13 protein-coding genes and 1 tRNA gene are annotated in these 14531 nt (G+C 64.6%); 11 read left to right on the forward strand and 3 right to left on the reverse strand.

Annotation, left to right across the window (positions count from 1 at the left end):
- Positions 1 to 198 precede the first annotated feature (198 nt).
- The 6 genes from FQV39_RS26390 to FQV39_RS26415 all read left to right on the forward strand — a co-directional run bounded on the left by FQV39_RS26390 (position 199) and on the right by FQV39_RS26415 (position 6408).
- On the forward strand, positions 199 to 780 hold the full coding sequence (locus tag FQV39_RS26390; protein WP_149132995.1) for a hypothetical protein: 582 nt from the start codon (positions 199 to 201) through the stop codon (positions 778 to 780).
- A 60-nt stretch (positions 781 to 840) separates the two neighbouring features.
- Positions 841 to 1329, forward strand: a complete 489-nt coding sequence (locus FQV39_RS26395; RefSeq protein ID WP_149132996.1) for a hypothetical protein — start codon at positions 841 to 843, stop codon at positions 1327 to 1329.
- A gap of 182 nt (positions 1330 to 1511) precedes the next feature.
- The gene (ppk2, locus tag FQV39_RS26400) at positions 1512 to 2294 is read left to right on the forward strand and encodes a polyphosphate kinase 2 (protein ID WP_149132997.1); all 783 of its coding nucleotides are present in this window, start codon (positions 1512 to 1514) and stop codon (positions 2292 to 2294) included.
- Between the two features lie 20 nt (positions 2295 to 2314).
- Positions 2315 to 2767 carry a hypothetical protein gene (locus FQV39_RS26405; RefSeq protein WP_248313150.1) on the forward strand — a complete coding sequence of 151 codons (453 nt, stop codon included), beginning with the start codon at positions 2315 to 2317 and terminating at the stop codon, positions 2765 to 2767.
- Positions 2760 to 3992 (forward strand): HlyD family secretion protein, encoded by a 1233-nt coding sequence (locus tag FQV39_RS26410; RefSeq protein ID WP_149132998.1) that lies wholly within the window; start codon positions 2760 to 2762, stop codon positions 3990 to 3992. The genes FQV39_RS26405 and FQV39_RS26410 overlap by 8 nt, the downstream gene beginning before the upstream one ends.
- A gap of 859 nt (positions 3993 to 4851) precedes the next feature.
- Complete coding sequence (locus FQV39_RS26415; protein WP_149132999.1) at positions 4852 to 6408, forward strand: acyltransferase family protein; 1557 nt, start codon at positions 4852 to 4854, stop codon at positions 6406 to 6408.
- A 324-nt stretch (positions 6409 to 6732) separates the two neighbouring features.
- Here the strand turns inward: FQV39_RS26415 and FQV39_RS26420 are convergent.
- The 3 genes from FQV39_RS26420 to mnmA all read right to left on the reverse strand — a co-directional run bounded on the left by FQV39_RS26420 (position 6733) and on the right by mnmA (position 8750).
- Positions 6733 to 6809 (reverse strand) — tRNA-Met (locus FQV39_RS26420).
- 68 nt (positions 6810 to 6877) lie between these two features.
- Entirely contained in the window at positions 6878 to 7534 is a 657-nt protein-coding gene (locus tag FQV39_RS26425) for a class I SAM-dependent methyltransferase (protein ID WP_149133000.1), read from the reverse strand.
- 31 nt (positions 7535 to 7565) lie between these two features.
- Complete coding sequence (gene mnmA / locus FQV39_RS26430; RefSeq protein WP_149133001.1) at positions 7566 to 8750, reverse strand: tRNA 2-thiouridine(34) synthase MnmA; 1185 nt, start codon at positions 8748 to 8750, stop codon at positions 7566 to 7568.
- A gap of 246 nt (positions 8751 to 8996) precedes the next feature.
- Here mnmA and FQV39_RS26435 point away from each other — a divergent pair, with 246 nt between their 5' ends.
- From FQV39_RS26435 to fliG, 5 genes are all read left to right on the forward strand, one after another.
- Complete coding sequence (locus FQV39_RS26435; RefSeq protein ID WP_149133002.1) at positions 8997 to 10451, forward strand: flagellar hook-length control protein FliK; 1455 nt, start codon at positions 8997 to 8999, stop codon at positions 10449 to 10451.
- A 15-nt stretch (positions 10452 to 10466) separates the two neighbouring features.
- A complete protein-coding gene (locus FQV39_RS26440) occupies positions 10467 to 11138 on the forward strand; it encodes a flagellar hook assembly protein FlgD (RefSeq protein ID WP_149133003.1) in 672 nt (223 codons plus the stop codon).
- A gap of 107 nt (positions 11139 to 11245) precedes the next feature.
- Positions 11246 to 11521: a CtrA inhibitor SciP gene (sciP, locus tag FQV39_RS26445; protein ID WP_038359348.1), complete on the forward strand. Its 276-nt coding sequence runs from the start codon at positions 11246 to 11248 to the stop codon at positions 11519 to 11521.
- Positions 11522 to 11723: 202 nt separating this feature from the next.
- Complete coding sequence (gene fliF, locus FQV39_RS26450) at positions 11724 to 13421, forward strand: flagellar basal-body MS-ring/collar protein FliF (RefSeq protein WP_149133004.1); 1698 nt, start codon at positions 11724 to 11726, stop codon at positions 13419 to 13421.
- A 104-nt stretch (positions 13422 to 13525) separates the two neighbouring features.
- Positions 13526 to 14515: a flagellar motor switch protein FliG gene (fliG, locus tag FQV39_RS26455; protein WP_248313464.1), complete on the forward strand. Its 990-nt coding sequence runs from the start codon at positions 13526 to 13528 to the stop codon at positions 14513 to 14515.
- Positions 14516 to 14531: the final 16 nt, after the last annotated feature.

Genomic DNA, 14531 nt, shown 5'->3' on the forward strand with positions numbered 1-14531 from the left:
GGACCTGGGCGACGCAGAACGAGCTCTTCGACGTTGGGAGGCTTCAGAGGCTCCCGGGACGGCTGCGCGATGCGTCGAGTATCGGCATCTGATCGATGGTCTCGAGTCCGAGCTTCGGCAGTCGATACGGGAATGGCAGGCCCGGTCCCAAGGGGGCATCAAAGAGTAACGAGCGGTGGCTTCAACTCAGGGTGGAGAGTGACGATGTCGAAGCATGTAAGCTGGGCTCTGGCGATCTCGTTGGCCTTGGGCGTCGCCGCCTGCGCGCCCACGATCACCAGCCGGACCATCGTGGTGGCCGGTGTCGGACCCGTGGAGGTCGAGCGGATCAATGTCGAAGTCGCGGGAGTCGACCCTGGCGCGCGCATCGTCGCCGTGCGGCAAGGACGCTTCGTGTGGGACGTCGCGGTTCCGGAGGTGTTTGGCGACCTGCAGGGCATTCGCGTCGGCGACAGACTGGACATCCAGCGCGCCGAAGGGGTGATCCTCGGCGCCCGGCGCGCAAGGAAGGGAGCCCGGCCGGGGATCGTCTACACCGATACCGTCGGTGCGCCGTCCTTCAGCAATCTGCCCGACAAGTTCGTGACCCGGTCGCTGACGCTGACTGCGCGCTTCGAGAGGTTCGACCCGGCTACGGGTGTCGTGGACTTCGTCGGACCAGCCGGACCGCGCAGCCTCACCGTGGCCGATCCCATGATCAAGGACGATCTCAGGCGCATGCGGCGCGGTGACATGATCGAGCTGTCGTTCGCCGAGGCCGTCTACATCCAGAAATACTGAATTCGCCGGCTCAACGCTGCGTCAAGAACGCTGGTTGCGATCGATGAAGGAGATGCAACGATGTCGCCCGCTGGTCAAACCCCCCACGCCGCAACGCTCGCCGACGAGAGTTTCATGTCGGCCGATGATCTGCGGTCCTACATGACCGACCTCGAAATGGCTCGGGCGTCCAAGCTGGGGGGCGCCATGAACAAGGCCGAGGAGGCGCAGCGCAAGCTCGTCGCGACGCTGCGCGAGGAAATTGCCGTCACGCCGGAAAAGATCGAGGAAATCAAGCAAAGCCTCGCGACAAAGACCCGCGCGGCGGCCAGCCGGGGTGAGACGGAGGTCCTGGTCATGCGCTTCCCGAGTGCGCTCTGCACGGATCGGGGGCGCGCCATCAACAACGCCGAGCCGGATTGGCCGAGCACGCTCACCGGCCGGCCGCGGCAAGCCTATGAATTCTGGAAGGAACATCTGCAGCCTGCGAAGTACAAGCTTCGCGCCATGATCATCGACTGGCCGGGCGGGCTGCCCGGAGATGTCGCGTTCTTCTTGAGCTGGTCCTAGAGCATCGAACCGAAAAGTGGAATCCACTTTTCGGCGAAATCCGATGCTTAAACAAAGGGATAGATCGCCACTTTGCGTCCGTAAGGACGCACGGCGATCGAGAGCATTTTCGAGCGAAGTGGAGACCGGTTCGCGTGAAGAAAATGCGATCAAACAAAGACCTAGCGGAGAGGGAGCCGGCGATGAAAGCCAATGGCAGCGAGCCTCTGAAACGAAAGCCCTATGAGCGGAAGCTGCGTGATCTTCACGCGGAGCTGGTCAATCTCCAGGAGTGGGCGAAGCATGCGGGCGGAAAGGTCTGCATCGTCTTCGAAGGGCGCGACGGGGCCGGCAAGGGCGGTGTCATCAAGGCGATCACGGAGCGTGTCAGCCCCCGCGTCTTCCGGGTGGTGGCATTGCCGCCGCCGACGGAGCGAGAGAAATCGCAAATGTATGTGCAGCGCTATCTGCCGCATCTGCCGGCGGCGGGCGAGATCGTGATCTTCGATCGCAGCTGGTACAATCGGGCGGGCGTCGAGCGGGTCATGGGCTTCTGCACCGAGGAGCAGGCGAAAGGCTTTCTGCAGGTCGTCTCCGGCGTCGAGAAGGCGATCGTCGATTCCGGCACCATCCTGCTGAAATACTGGCTGGAAGTCGGCCAGGAAGAACAGACGCGCCGGATGCAGGAGCGCATCACCGATCCGCGGAAGATCTGGAAGCTGTCTCCCATGGATCTGAAATCATACGCGCGCTGGTACGATTATTCGCGCGCCCGCGACGAGATGTTTCGCGCCAGCGATACGGTCTGGGCGCCGTGGTACGCGGTTCGCTCCGACGACAAGCGCCAGGCACGGCTCAACGTCATCTCCCACATTCTCAGCTCCGTCCCCTACAAGGCGCCGTCACGGGAGAAGATTAAGTTGCCCAAACGGCAGAAGCCTGATGACTATGAGGAAGTCGATTTCGCACGGAATTGGATCGGCTGATTCGAGACCGGAGTGCGTTTATGGCAGCCGACCTTCATCCGCTCGCGCCGCATCATCTGCCAGCTTTCATTACTGCGCCGGGCGAGACGGACGTGCTCATGGTCGTCTCGGCCGTGATCCTGCTTCTGGCCGTACTGGGCATCGGCCTGATCTTCCTTCGACTGCACACCCTGCCGGAGCGCATGGCGCATAAATCCCAGAAGCTCCAGTTCGAGATCGTTGCGGTACTTGGGTTACTTGCGCTGTTCACCCATGTGCATCTGTTCTGGGTCGCCGGGCTGTTGCTGGCTTTGATCGATATTCCCGATTTCTCGGGGCTGTTCGGCAGAATGGCGCATGCGCTCGAACGCATTGCCGGGATGGCGCCGAGGCAGCCGGCTACCGCTGACGATGCGGCGACAGCGGAGCCGGCGACCGCAGCCGCCGCAGGCGATCCAACCACGCCCCATCGGACGGAGAGCGAGCATGCTTGAGCTTCTCGTCTGCTCCCTGCTGACGCTCCTGCCGGACTATCTCTACCGGCGGTACCGGCAGGGAAAGCGCCTCGGCAAGGAAATCACCTTCTATTCGGTGTGGTTCGAGCTGAGATGGGGCATCATCTCCTGCCTCATGCTGACGGTCGGCCTGATCACGGTGATCTTCTACAATCACCCGTCGACGACGAACGCGGCTGTCATGTTCCGCACTGTTCCGATCGTTCCGGAGGTGAACGGGCGTGTCGCGCAGGTCCATCTGGGGGTCAGCGGCACCGTTGCGAAGGGTGATCCCATCTTCCGCCTGGACAGCAGCAAGCAGGAGGCGGCCGTCGAGGCGGCGCGGCGCAAGATCGCGGAGGTCGAAGCCTCGATCGTCGTGGCGCGGGCGGAAATCGTGGCCGATGAAAGCCGGATCCTGGAAGCCAAGAGCGCTCACCAGCAGGCTCTCGACGAATTGGAGACGAAGCAGGAGTTGCGGCGGCGGAACGACGATATCGTCGCCCGGCGTGAAATCGAGCGGCTCGAGAATCTGACCGCCGGGCGCGAAGCGGCTCTTGCGGCTGTCGTTGCCGGGAAATCCGCGGCGGAGACACGCATCTCGACCTTGCTGCCGGCTGAAAGGGCGAGCGCGGAGGCCGCGCTCGCCCAGGCGCAGACCGATCTCGACAAGACTGTCGTGAGGGCGGGTGTGAGTGGACGTGTCGAGCAATTCACACTGCGCGTCGGCGACATCGTCAACCCGTTCATGCGCCCGGCAGGCGTCCTCATTCCGGAGGAGGCGGGACGGAATGTTCTTCAGGCGGGCTTCTCGCAGATCGAGGGGCAGGTGATGAAGGTCGGCATGGTTGCCGAGGTGACTTGCCTGTCGAAGCCATGGGTGGTCATTCCCATGGTGGTGACGGGCGTTCAGGATTTCATCGCCGCCGGTCAGGTCCGGGGTGGCGAGCAATTGCTCGACGTGCAGCAGGTCTCCAAGCCGGGGACGCTGCTGACCTTTCTCGAGCCTCTCTATCCCGATGGGCTTGATGGCGTGACGCCGGGCAGCAGCTGCATCGCCAACGCCTATTCGAGCCATCACGAGCTGATCGAATCGGGCAAGCTCTCGACCGGACGAAAGATCGTTCTCCACGCCGTCGACGCAGTAGGCTTGGTGCATGCCCTGCTGCTGCGCATTCAGGCGCTGGTGCTGCCGATCCAGACTCTGGTCTTCAGCGGGCACTGAGCGCGCCACGCCTTGCAAAGCAGACGCCCCAAGCGTTGATCATGGGCCGCTGTGGTCGGTTCATGGCTTGCGGGGGAGAACGTCGGGCCTTTCCGCAATTGGTGGGCGTTGCATTCGAACAGTGGTCCATCACACAGCTCGGGCAGATCCGGCACGGGGTCGGCGCGCCTCCATTGCGCTCCGGGCCGCCGCCGCCAGGCCGACCGTGTTCGACGATGGCGCCTCCCGGCGCCTATGGCGGTCGAGCATGAACCGGCACGGAACTTGCCGCGACAGAGGGACATTAGTCCGGGTCGATAGGGATGAAGCCGGTCAGAAATCCCGTGATGAATAACCCAAGACCCCACCGGATAAACTGCCAGCTCAACGACGTGGAAGTCGTAACAGCTTGACCGCTCATCGAAATGGTTGCGTTGGTCATCATTGTGCCTCTCGCTGTGTTCTGATGCGCATAACTGTCGATCGGCGCGACAGAGGGAGTTACTACTGTTGATGCCGTGAGTTTGGGGACCCTGAGTCAGATCGGATGAAACGGATGTGCGCAGGGCATCGGGGGAGTACATGGACAGGCTTCACGGCGGCGTCATGAAGAATCATGTAACTAGTTGGTCGGCTGCTCTGGCCATCAGCCGCCAAATTTGTGTCTGCCCCCATCAGCCTGCCGGATAGCAGACGTCGCCAACGTACAGGGATGGTCGAGAGCTGACCTCAGCCCTCCGTCTTCAGCGCCGTACACCGATCGATCTCGGCGCGCTGCAATTCGTGCAGGGCACTCGCCCTTCTGCGCATACTTTAGAAGATCGCCAATCTATGGACTAATGCGCGTGTTTGCCTCGAACACGCCAGCAAGTGACCACAAATGCGCCATACCCCGAGATCGCTGCTCCCAGCATCGAGTCAGCCGATCCTATCCGACCGCTTTGTCGAGTCGCTGACGAAGGACGGTTTTCTGACGTTTCGAAATGTCAGGCTGCAGTACCTGCGCGCTGCCGCCGCACTTTCCGTCCTGCTTTACCATGCCTCCGTCGTCGTCGAGCGCATCAACGGCAACGCTAGCTTTCTGACGGTCTTCGGCGGGTTCTGGGGCGCCTATGGCGTAGCGGTGTTCTTCGCCCTCTCAGGCTACTTAATGGGAGAACTCATCCAGCGCGACGATCCTGCCCGTTTCATGGTGAGCCGCCTGGTCAGGATCTACCCGCCGATGCTGCTCGCAGTGGTGATCTTCTGGGTCGCGTTCTTCGCGGCCGGATTCCTGCGCAGCATCGATCCCATCGGCCTCCTGCTCGCGCCAGCCGGATCGCGTGACTACTTCCTCGCCGTCGAATGGACGCTCGTCTACGAGATGAGCTATTACGTCATTCTCGCTCTGCTGGGCTTTGCCGGCCTACGCCGGTTCGCATCCTGGCTAGCGGCGTGCTGGATCGCCCTCATTCTCGTCGTGCTCGCGAAAGACGGTCTTGTGCGCGACGAAACTCTCCCGCTCCTCAGCGAACTGCCGCTGCAGGCGATCAATCTGCCATTCTTGGTCGGCTTCTTGCTCCCAGTTCTCGCCCGGCGCCGCTGGTTGCCTCCGGGCCTCTGGCTTGTCGCAATACCCGCGACCGCAGCAGCCGCCTACCTCATCCCGGGCGATCCGCGAATGAAGTCGGTCATCCCAGCGATCCTCATCGTCGCGGCAGCCGTCCGTACTCCGAAGCCAACACCCGAAACCGCATTCGGCATGATCGGTGAGCGCCTGGGTGACGCGAGCTACATGCTGTACCTCTGCCATATGCCGCTGATGACCCTCTTCGGCAGCTTCGCGCCGGCTTTCGCGCCTAGCCTCGCGCTTTGGCTCGGCGGAATAGGGGCTTCCATTGCATTCTCGCTGGCGCTCGCGCCGGCGGATCTCTGTATGCACCGCTGGTTCAAGACCAGGATCGCTGCAGCCCCGGTGTCCCGCCTTCGCGCGCTCGCGCTGAGCTTCATCGCGATCTTCGTCGGCATCGCCGCCTATGCCGATTTCCACGCCCGCGAAAAGCGGGAGGCATACGCTCATGCGATGGCGATCATCACCCGCGGCAAGCCAGCCTCTTCGGCGACGATTCGCGCGGAAGTCGACTCCGTCGACCGGCTGCCAGACGGCACACTGATCATACGCGGATATGCCGTTGACCTCGACAAGCCGAAGCTCCTGGCGCACGCCGCCGTCGTCCGTGACGGAAGCATCGTCGTCATGGAGCGATTGCGGCGGATGCGGGCAGACAAGGCACGTTCCTGGTCGCGCCCCGATCTAGGCGGCTCCCGTTTCGGCTTCGTGCTGACGGTGCCGAAGAGAATTGCCTGCTCGGCGGGCGAATTCGACGTGCGTGTCGCATTCGATGATGGTCGGCACATCGTCCCCGTGATCGCGCCGTCAGTGCGATTGTGCGCGTAGCCTCACCGGCGATCGGCTGGTTCGATCTCAATCACGCAAATCCCGCGGCGCGAAGGCGGACGAGCCGACAGAACTTATCTCCGGCGGCGCCACGAAAGTCTGAGGCGCCTAGCATCAAGCCCTGGACAGGCCCCGGCGCAGGCGTGCGATTGCTCGGCCCCAAATAGCCGAGTCGTGTTGCGGCGATGCTGTATGGAGCCGCCGCACTACCTTTGTAAAGCATTGAAATCTAACGAAGCGTGTTGCGTGCGGTCGCAACACGAAATCACGCTCTGTTCTCAGGTGCAACTTCGCCTAGGTAATTGATTTTGCTTTGAAAAGTTGTGGTAGCGGGAGAGGGACTTGAACCCCCGACACGCGGATTATGATTCCGCTGCTCTAACCAGCTGAGCTACCCCGCCACAGACCTCGTAGCCGGCTGGGCCGGCCCGTCGTCGAGGCGCGATATATGCGCCGCGATAGGGGTGCGTCAAGCCTTGGATCGCGAGTTATCAGCAGAGGAGAGCTTGCGCAGCCGGACGACCTTGAAATAGCCCCGTCCGACATGGACGGCTTCGTAGCGGCCCGTCGCCTTCGCCCAGTCCGTCAGACGGCTGACCTTGAAGTCGGAACTCCAGCCGATCGCCTTCGACAGCGGAGCGACGGCGCTCCAGAACGGGGCGAGAAGCCCGCCGTCATCGACGAGGCGGCTCGAGATGATGATCTCGCCACCCGGCTTCAGGACACGGTCCATCTCGGCCAGCGCCTGCTCGGGATCGGGCACGAGGGTGATGACGAACTGCGCGGTCACGGCGTCGAAGCACTCGTCGCCGAAGCCTAGCCGGCAGGCATCCATCACCATCAGCCCGCGCACATGCCGCAGATTCTGTCTGGCGACCTTGCGATGCGCCACCTTGAGCATGTCGAGCGAGAGGTCCGCGCCGAGGACGCGCGATTCCGGCGTGAAATAAGACAGGGTGAGGCCGGTGCCGACACCGATTTCCAGGATGTCCGGCCCGCAGGCGCAGGCCGCGGCGACCGCCTCGCGCTGAGGGCGCGCCAGCATGCGCTGATAGATCCGGTCGTAGAACTTGGCCCAGGTCGCATAGACGCGCTTCTGGCCGTCGAGGTCGTAGGTCACCGGCATGGCTGGAATCCGAGCAGAGAAGCGGGGCCTGTCAGGACAGGGCGAGCGCCGCGGGCACGGCGGTGGCCGGCATGGCGAGCGGCCGGCGCAGGATGGTGCCGCCGCCGAGCACGCGCGAGCCGGGGCCGGCATCGGCGTAGATCACGCAGGCCTGGCCGGGCGACACGCCTTCCTCATCGCCGGCGAGTTCGATGCGCAGGCCCTCCGCGTCGCGGAACAGGCGGGCCGCGCGCGGCGCGCGGGTCGAGCGGACGCGCACCGCGACATCGAGGCCCTCCGGCGGCAGAGCGTCGAGCGCGGTTTCGCCGAGCCAGTTGAGATCGCGCAGCCGGATTTCGCGCACGCTCAGCGCCTCGCGCGGGCCAACGATGACGCGCGCAGCATCGGCGTCGAGGCGCAGCACATAGAGCGGCTCGGCCGCGCTGATGCCGAGCCCCTTGCGCTGCCCGACAGTGTAATGAAGCACGCCCTCATGGTGGCCGAGCACGCGCCCGTCGAGATGGACGATGTCGCCGGGCCGGGCGGCGCCGGGCTTCAGCCGCTCGATGACATCGGCATAGCGGCCGTTCGGCACGAAGCAGATGTCCTGGCTGTCCGGCTTGTCGGCGATGGCGAGGCCGAGCTCGGCCGCGAGCGCGCGGGTCTGGGTCTTGTCGATATGGCCGAGCGGGAAGCGCAGCAGATCGAGCTGCTCCTGCGTCGTGGCATAGAGGAAATAGCTCTGGTCCCTGCTGGCGTCAGCGGCGCGAAACAGGCCGCGATGGCCGTTGCCGAGGTCGCGACTGACGACATAGTGCCCCGTCGCCAGCGCATCGGCGCCGAGCTCCTTGGCGAGGTCGAGCAGGTCGCGGAACTTGACGGTGCGGTTGCACTCGACACAGGGGATCGGCGTCTCGCCGGCGAGATAGCTCTCGGCGAAGCGCTCGATGACGGCATCGCGGAAGCGGCTCTCATAGTCGAGCACGTAATGCGGGATGCCGATCGCCTCGGCGACGCGGCGAGCGTCATGGATGTCCTGCCCGGCGCAGCAGGCCCCGGCGCGATGGACGGCGGCGCCGTGGTCGTAGAGCTGAAGCGTGACGCCAATCACGTCATAGCCCTCGCGCTTGAGCAGGGCGGCGACCACCGAGGAATCGACGCCGCCCGACATCGCCGCGACGACGCGCGTCGCCGCAGGCGGCTTGGCGATGTCGAGGGAGTTGCGGGGCGTGGTCATTGTCTGCGGAGGCGTCCGTGGCTCGAAACTGCGATCTTTGCGCGTCTGCCGGCTCTATACCGGCTTTGGCCGGATGCTGCCAGCAGGATCGGCAAATCCTGCCGCCTTGCGGCCTCTGCACCGGCGTTTCTTGCCGCAAGAGGCTGGTATCCTTGCGCTAAGACCTTGATTCCGAACAGCTCTGCTCTGGCGTGCAACTTGCTGGTGGCGGGCGGGTGCGTTGTTGCCCGCATCGCGGAACCATTCATGTCGATCCAGCCCGTCTTCACCAATCAGCGCGCTTCGGACGCTCCCGCTTCGCGCCGTCGCGCCGAGGGCGGGGAGGGAGAGGCCTTTTCCCTGCCCGGGTTGCAGGAGGAGAGCGACGCCGGGGCGGCGAAGAGCACCAGCACCAAGGCAACCGACAAGACTGGTGCGGTCGAGGAGGCGGTTGCCGCGGCTACGGGCTCCCAAGCTGAGAAGATTTCGGCGGCGGCGAACGGAAAGGGCGAGCTTGTCGTGAAGCCGGGCGATGTCGTCGCCAAGCCGTCCAAGCCGCAACAGACCGAAGCTCCTGCTCCTGCCAGCGGGATCGATTTCCTGATCGCGATGGCGGCTGCGCAGGCTGAGGCCGCCGCGGTTCAGAGCGGCGAGGGAAAGCCGAAGGCGGACGGCCAGGCGAAATCCACTGAAGGCGAGCCGAAGCCGACCGAAGCCAAGACGGATGATGACGCAACCGATGCGGCGAGCCAGCTATCGGGCGCGGACCAGGTCAAGGCTGTCGCCCAGCCGCCTCATCCCGTCGCGATGATGGCGGTTCCATTGTCGGTTCCGGCCTCTGCTGCCGGTGGGGATGTGTCGCAGTCTGCGAATGCATCCGCGATCGCCGTGGGTGACGGAGCAAAGCCGCAAGCGATACCGCTTCCGCTTCCCGGCTTCGCCAAGGCTGACGCGAGTTCGGCGAAGGCCACCGAAACGGTCGCTGCTGGAGATACCGCACCCGTCGACGGCAAGACATCGCTGACGGCAGGTCACGTGGCCGAGATCAAGGGAGCGGAGGAGAAGGCCGTCGTTGGCACAGCCACGAAGGTCGATGGTGCGCCGGCCGCGGCCGATCCAAAGCTTCTCGACGGCCTGCAGCAGGCGCTCGGCCCGCTCGATCTCTCGACCATGCTGCAGCAGACGTCCGGCACGCCCGCTCATGACCGCCTTGCCCAGCCGTTCGATCCGAACCTGGCGGCGAACGGAGCCGCGCCGGCTCAAGGGCAAGGCGTTGCGAGCGGCCAGCAGACGCCGGTCCATATGGTGCCGATCGAGATTGGCCTGCGCGCGATGTCGGGTTCGAAGCAGTTCGATATCCGTCTCGATCCGGACGAGCTCGGACGGGTCGATGTCAATCTGTCGATTTCCGACAAAGGTGAGGTCAGCGCCAGGCTGGTCGTCGACCGGGTCGAAACCCTGCACCTCCTGCAGCGCGACGCCCGCACGCTGGAGCGCGCCTTCGAGCAGGCGGGTCTGAAACCGTCGGATGGCGGAGTCGATATCAGCCTGCGCGACCCCTCCGATCAATCGGCCTTCCGTCAGAACCGCCAGCATGACGAGGCGCCGCAGCGTCCGCGCGTGCCGCAAGGCGCGGAGCGGGCGGACGAGGCTGCCCTTTCCACCGATCCCGCCCCGCAGCGCCGTCTCGTGCGGCTCGGCGGCGTCGATCTCAGCATCTGAGCAAGGACAAGCGCCATGGCTGTTTCCGGGACAAGCGGCACGTCCGGCACGTCGACCAACAACAACAGCACGGTCACCGGCGGTACCACCGGGATCGCAAACAACTTCGACCAGTTCCTGCTGCTGCTGACGACGCAGCTCAAGAACCAGTCGCCGCTCGATCCGCTCGATACCAACCAGTTCACGGCGCAGCTCGTGCAGTTCGCTGGTGTCGAGCAGCAGCTCAAGACCAATGAGACGCTGAGCTCGCTGCTGAGCCTGAACGCGGCCGGCACGGCGACCAACGCCGTCGGCTTCATCGGCGCCAAGATCACCGCCGATGGCGCCACGACGCGGCTGATCGACGGCAAGGCCGAGTGGAAGGTCAACATGGCTTCGGCCGGAACGGCCAACATTACGATCAAGGATTCGAAGGGCAACGTCGTCCAGACCGCCACCAAGACGCTGGTCGCTGGCGACCAGACCTATAGCTGGGACGGCACGACCTCGATCGGCTCCAAGGCGCCGGATGGCGAGTACACCATCACGATCGATGCGAAGAACGTGGCGGGCGAGCCCGTCACGGCCAAGACGCAGATCGGCGGCATCGTCGACGGCGTCGACTTCACCTCCTCGATCCCCATGCTGAAGATCGGTTCGATCAGCGTGCCGATCGACAAGGTGAAGAGCGTGGTGCGCAGCGAATGAGCCGGGGCGAATCAATCGTGGAGATACGACACGATCGTTTTAGCCAATTTTTAAAGCCGGCCACCTATGCTGCCCTCAGTAGCTCTGTTGAGTTGTGTGAGTGTACCATGACCGAGCCATTGCGACCGCGGGTGAAGTACGTGATCGGACCGGACGGAAGTCCGCTGACGATTGCGGACCTCCCGCCGATGAATACAAGGCGCTGGGTCATCCGGCGGAAGGCAGAGGTGGTGGCCGCAGTGCGCGGCGGCCTGCTCAGCCTGGAGGAAGCCTGCCAGCGCTACACGCTGACGGTTGATGAGTTCCTGAGCTGGCAGATGTCGATCGATCAGCACGGCCTCGCCGGGCTGCGGACGACCCGGATCCAGCACTACCGCCAGTAAGCCGCGGATCATTGCGGTTGTCTTCAAAGGCGTCGGTCCGGGCAGGACCGGCGCCTTTCGCGTTTGCGCGGCGTGTCCGCACGGAAAGTTTAACGGAGAGCCGCGAAAAATTAACCGACCGCTAACCATGCACTGGGAAAAACTTGCCTAGTGGGTCGGGGCCAATGCGCCGTCCCTTCGATTCTGTGGGACGGATGGCGGCGTGAACGGCCTGATCGAGCAGTTTGCCAAATTCGGCGCGGCGCGGCTGGCGGCCATGCTGGCGGTGACACTGGCTCTCGTCGGCTTCTTCGGCTTCGTGATGCTGAAGATGTCCCAGCCGGCGATGAGCGTGTTGTTCACCGATCTTTCCAGCCAGGATGTCAGCGCGATCCTCAAGGATCTCGACACGCGCGGCATCAAATACGAGCTGCGCGGCGACGGCCAGACCGTGCTGGTGCCCAAGGCCGATGTGCCGCGGCTGCGCCTCGACCTCGCCGGCAAGGGCATCCCGGCTGGCGGCGGCGTCGGCTACGAGATCTTCGACAAGGGCGACGCCTTCTCCTCGACCAGCTTCGTCCAGAACATCAACCATCTGCGCGCGCTCGAAGGCGAACTCTCCCGCTCGATCCGTTCGATCAGCCGGGTGCAGGCGGCGCGCGTGCACCTCGTCATCCCCGAGCGGCGCCTGTTCGAGCGCGACCGCGAGCCGCCGCGTGCCTCGATCGCGCTCAAGCTCGCCGGCGATCTCGACGCCGCGCAGGTGCGCGCCGTGCGCCACCTCGTCGCCTCGGCCGTCGACGGGCTGAAGCCTGAACGTGTCTCGATCGTCGACGAGCGCGGCCGCCTGCTGGCCGATGGCGCGCAGAGCGATCAGGGCCTGATCGGGCTCGGCATCGAGGAGCGCCAGACCGCGATCGAGAAGCGTATCAAGTCGCAGGTCGAGGATATCGTCGCCAGCGTCGTCGGCTATGGCCGGGCGCGCGTGCAGGTTTCGGCGGCGCTCGACACCAACCGCATCGAGAGCCGCTCCGAGAACTTCGATCCGGAAAGCCGTGTCCTGCGCTCCAGCCAGAACCGCACGGAGGCATCGACGACGAGCGAAGGCGGCAACGGCGCCGTCACGGTCGGCAACGAACTGCCAGGCGCCCAGCAGACGCAAGGCACGCAGCAAGCCCAGCGCGAGAACTCCTCGAAGAACGAGGAGGTCGCGAATTACGAGATCTCGCGCACGACCCGCACCGAGGTGCTGGAAGGCGGGCGGATCAAGAAGCTGTCGGTCGCCGTTCTCGTCGATGGCAACTACAGCCGTAGTTCGGCGGGCGAACTCTCCTATCAGCCGCGTAACGCCGACGAGCTCGAGCGCATCGGCGAGCTGGTGCGGACCGCCGTCGGTTTCGACCAAGGGCGCGGCGACAAGGTGGAAGTCGTCAACCTGCGCTTTGCCGAAGCGCCCCCGCCGCCAAACGACCTGACCGAGCAGACGCTGATGCAGCAGCTCACCTCCTTCACCCGGGAGGACCTTGTCCGCTTCGCCGAGCTCGGCGTGATCTCGCTGCTGACGCTGATCGTGCTGATGACCGTGGTGCGGCCGCTGCTGAAGCAGGTTCTGGCCTCCGACAACAGCAATGTCCGCACGATTCCATCCTTCATGCGCAATGGCGGCGCGCTGGCCGGGCCTGATGCGGCGACGGGCGATCCGGCAGGCAGCCCGGGCCGGGCGGTCGCCACGGTCGGCCCCGATGGGGAGGTGCTGCAGGCGGAGGTCGAGATGCCGTCCGAGCGGATGCTCGCGATCGCGCAGGTCAAGGGACAGCTCAAGGCGCAATCGGTGGAAAAGATCGGGGCGCTGGTCGCGCAGAACCCGGCCGACTCGGTCGCGGTGCTGCGTAGCTGGATCCACGAGAAAGTTCCGGCGTGACGGGCTGCTGAACCATGGCCGAGACACGATCCATCGCAACGCGCAGCACGGCCCTCCAGGGCGGCATCGAGGGCGGCGGCTTCGGCGTGACCTCGATCGCCGAGATGACCGGCCCGCAGCGGGCGGCCGTGATCCTGCTCGTGCTCGGTGAGGACCACGGCCGGGCCATCTGGCAGGAGTTCGACGACGACGAGATCCGCATCATCACCCGCGCGATGGCTGAGCTCGGCACGGTCGATGCCGACGAGGTCGAGCGGCTGATGCTCGATTTCGTCGGAAAGCTCTCCAGCGCGGGAGCCGTCACCGGCTCCTTCGACCGCACGATCTCGTTGCTCGAAAAGATCCTGCCGACGGAGCAGGTCGCGCTGATCATGGAGGAGATCCGTGGACCGGCTGGCCGCAACATGTGGCAGAAGCTCGGCAACATCGACGCGATGGTGCTCGCGAATTTCCTCAAGAACGAATACCCGCAGACGATCGCCGTGATCCTGTCGAAGATCCGGCCCGACCACTCAGCGAATGTGCTGCGCAACCTGCCGAACGACCTCTCGATCGAGGTGGTCGGCCGCATGCTGCGGCTCGAATCGGTGCAGAAGGAAGCGCTCGATCATATCGAGAACACCCTGCGGACCGAATTCGTCTCGACGCTGACCCAGACGCGCCGGCGCGATCCACATGAGATGATGGCCGAGATCTTCAACGGTTTCGACCGGCAGACGGAGATCCGCTTCCTTTCGGCGCTCGATGCTTCCAACCAGGAATCGGCCGAGCGCATCCGGGCGCTGATGTTCACCTTCGAGGATCTCGCCAAGCTTGATCCCGCCGGGCTGCAGACGCTGATGCGCCAGGCCGACAAGGACACGCTGGCGCGGGCGCTCAAGGGGGCGAGCCAGTCGATGCGTGACTTCTTCTACGGGGCCATGTCGCAGCGCGCCGCCAAGAACATGCAGGATGACATGGAAGGTCTGGGGCCGCTGCGGCTCAAGGAGGTCGACGAGGCCCAGACTAAACTCGTCCAACTGACAAAGGACCTGGCGGATAAGGGCGAGATCGTCCTGTCCAAGGGAAATGCCGACGACGAGCTGGTGTACTAGAGGCTGCTGTGAACCA

The sequence above is a fragment of the Bosea sp. F3-2 genome (genome assembly GCF_008253865.1).
Taxonomy (GTDB): domain Bacteria; phylum Pseudomonadota; class Alphaproteobacteria; order Rhizobiales; family Beijerinckiaceae; genus Allobosea.

Bases quoted from the DNA above. Each gene is read 5' to 3' on its own strand.
- FQV39_RS26395 (WP_149132996.1), top strand. From the start codon at position 841: ATGTCGCCCGCTGGTCAAACCCCCCACGCCGCAACGCTCGCCGACGAG.
- ppk2 (WP_149132997.1), top strand. From the start codon at position 1,512: ATGAAAGCCAATGGCAGCGAGCCTCTGAAACGAAAGCCCTATGAGCGG.
- FQV39_RS26405 (WP_248313150.1), top strand. From the start codon at position 2,315: ATGGCAGCCGACCTTCATCCGCTCGCGCCGCATCATCTGCCAGCTTTC.
- FQV39_RS26410 (WP_149132998.1), top strand. From the start codon at position 2,760: ATGCTTGAGCTTCTCGTCTGCTCCCTGCTGACGCTCCTGCCGGACTAT.
- FQV39_RS26415 (WP_149132999.1), top strand. From the start codon at position 4,852: ATGCGCCATACCCCGAGATCGCTGCTCCCAGCATCGAGTCAGCCGATC.
- FQV39_RS26425 (WP_149133000.1), bottom strand. From the start codon at position 7,534: ATGCCGGTGACCTACGACCTCGACGGCCAGAAGCGCGTCTATGCGACC.
- mnmA (WP_149133001.1), bottom strand. From the start codon at position 8,750: ATGACCACGCCCCGCAACTCCCTCGACATCGCCAAGCCGCCTGCGGCG.
- FQV39_RS26435 (WP_149133002.1), top strand. From the start codon at position 8,997: ATGTCGATCCAGCCCGTCTTCACCAATCAGCGCGCTTCGGACGCTCCC.
- FQV39_RS26440 (WP_149133003.1), top strand. From the start codon at position 10,467: ATGGCTGTTTCCGGGACAAGCGGCACGTCCGGCACGTCGACCAACAAC.
- sciP (WP_038359348.1), top strand. From the start codon at position 11,246: ATGACCGAGCCATTGCGACCGCGGGTGAAGTACGTGATCGGACCGGAC.
- fliG (WP_248313464.1), top strand. From the start codon at position 13,526: ATGACCGGCCCGCAGCGGGCGGCCGTGATCCTGCTCGTGCTCGGTGAG.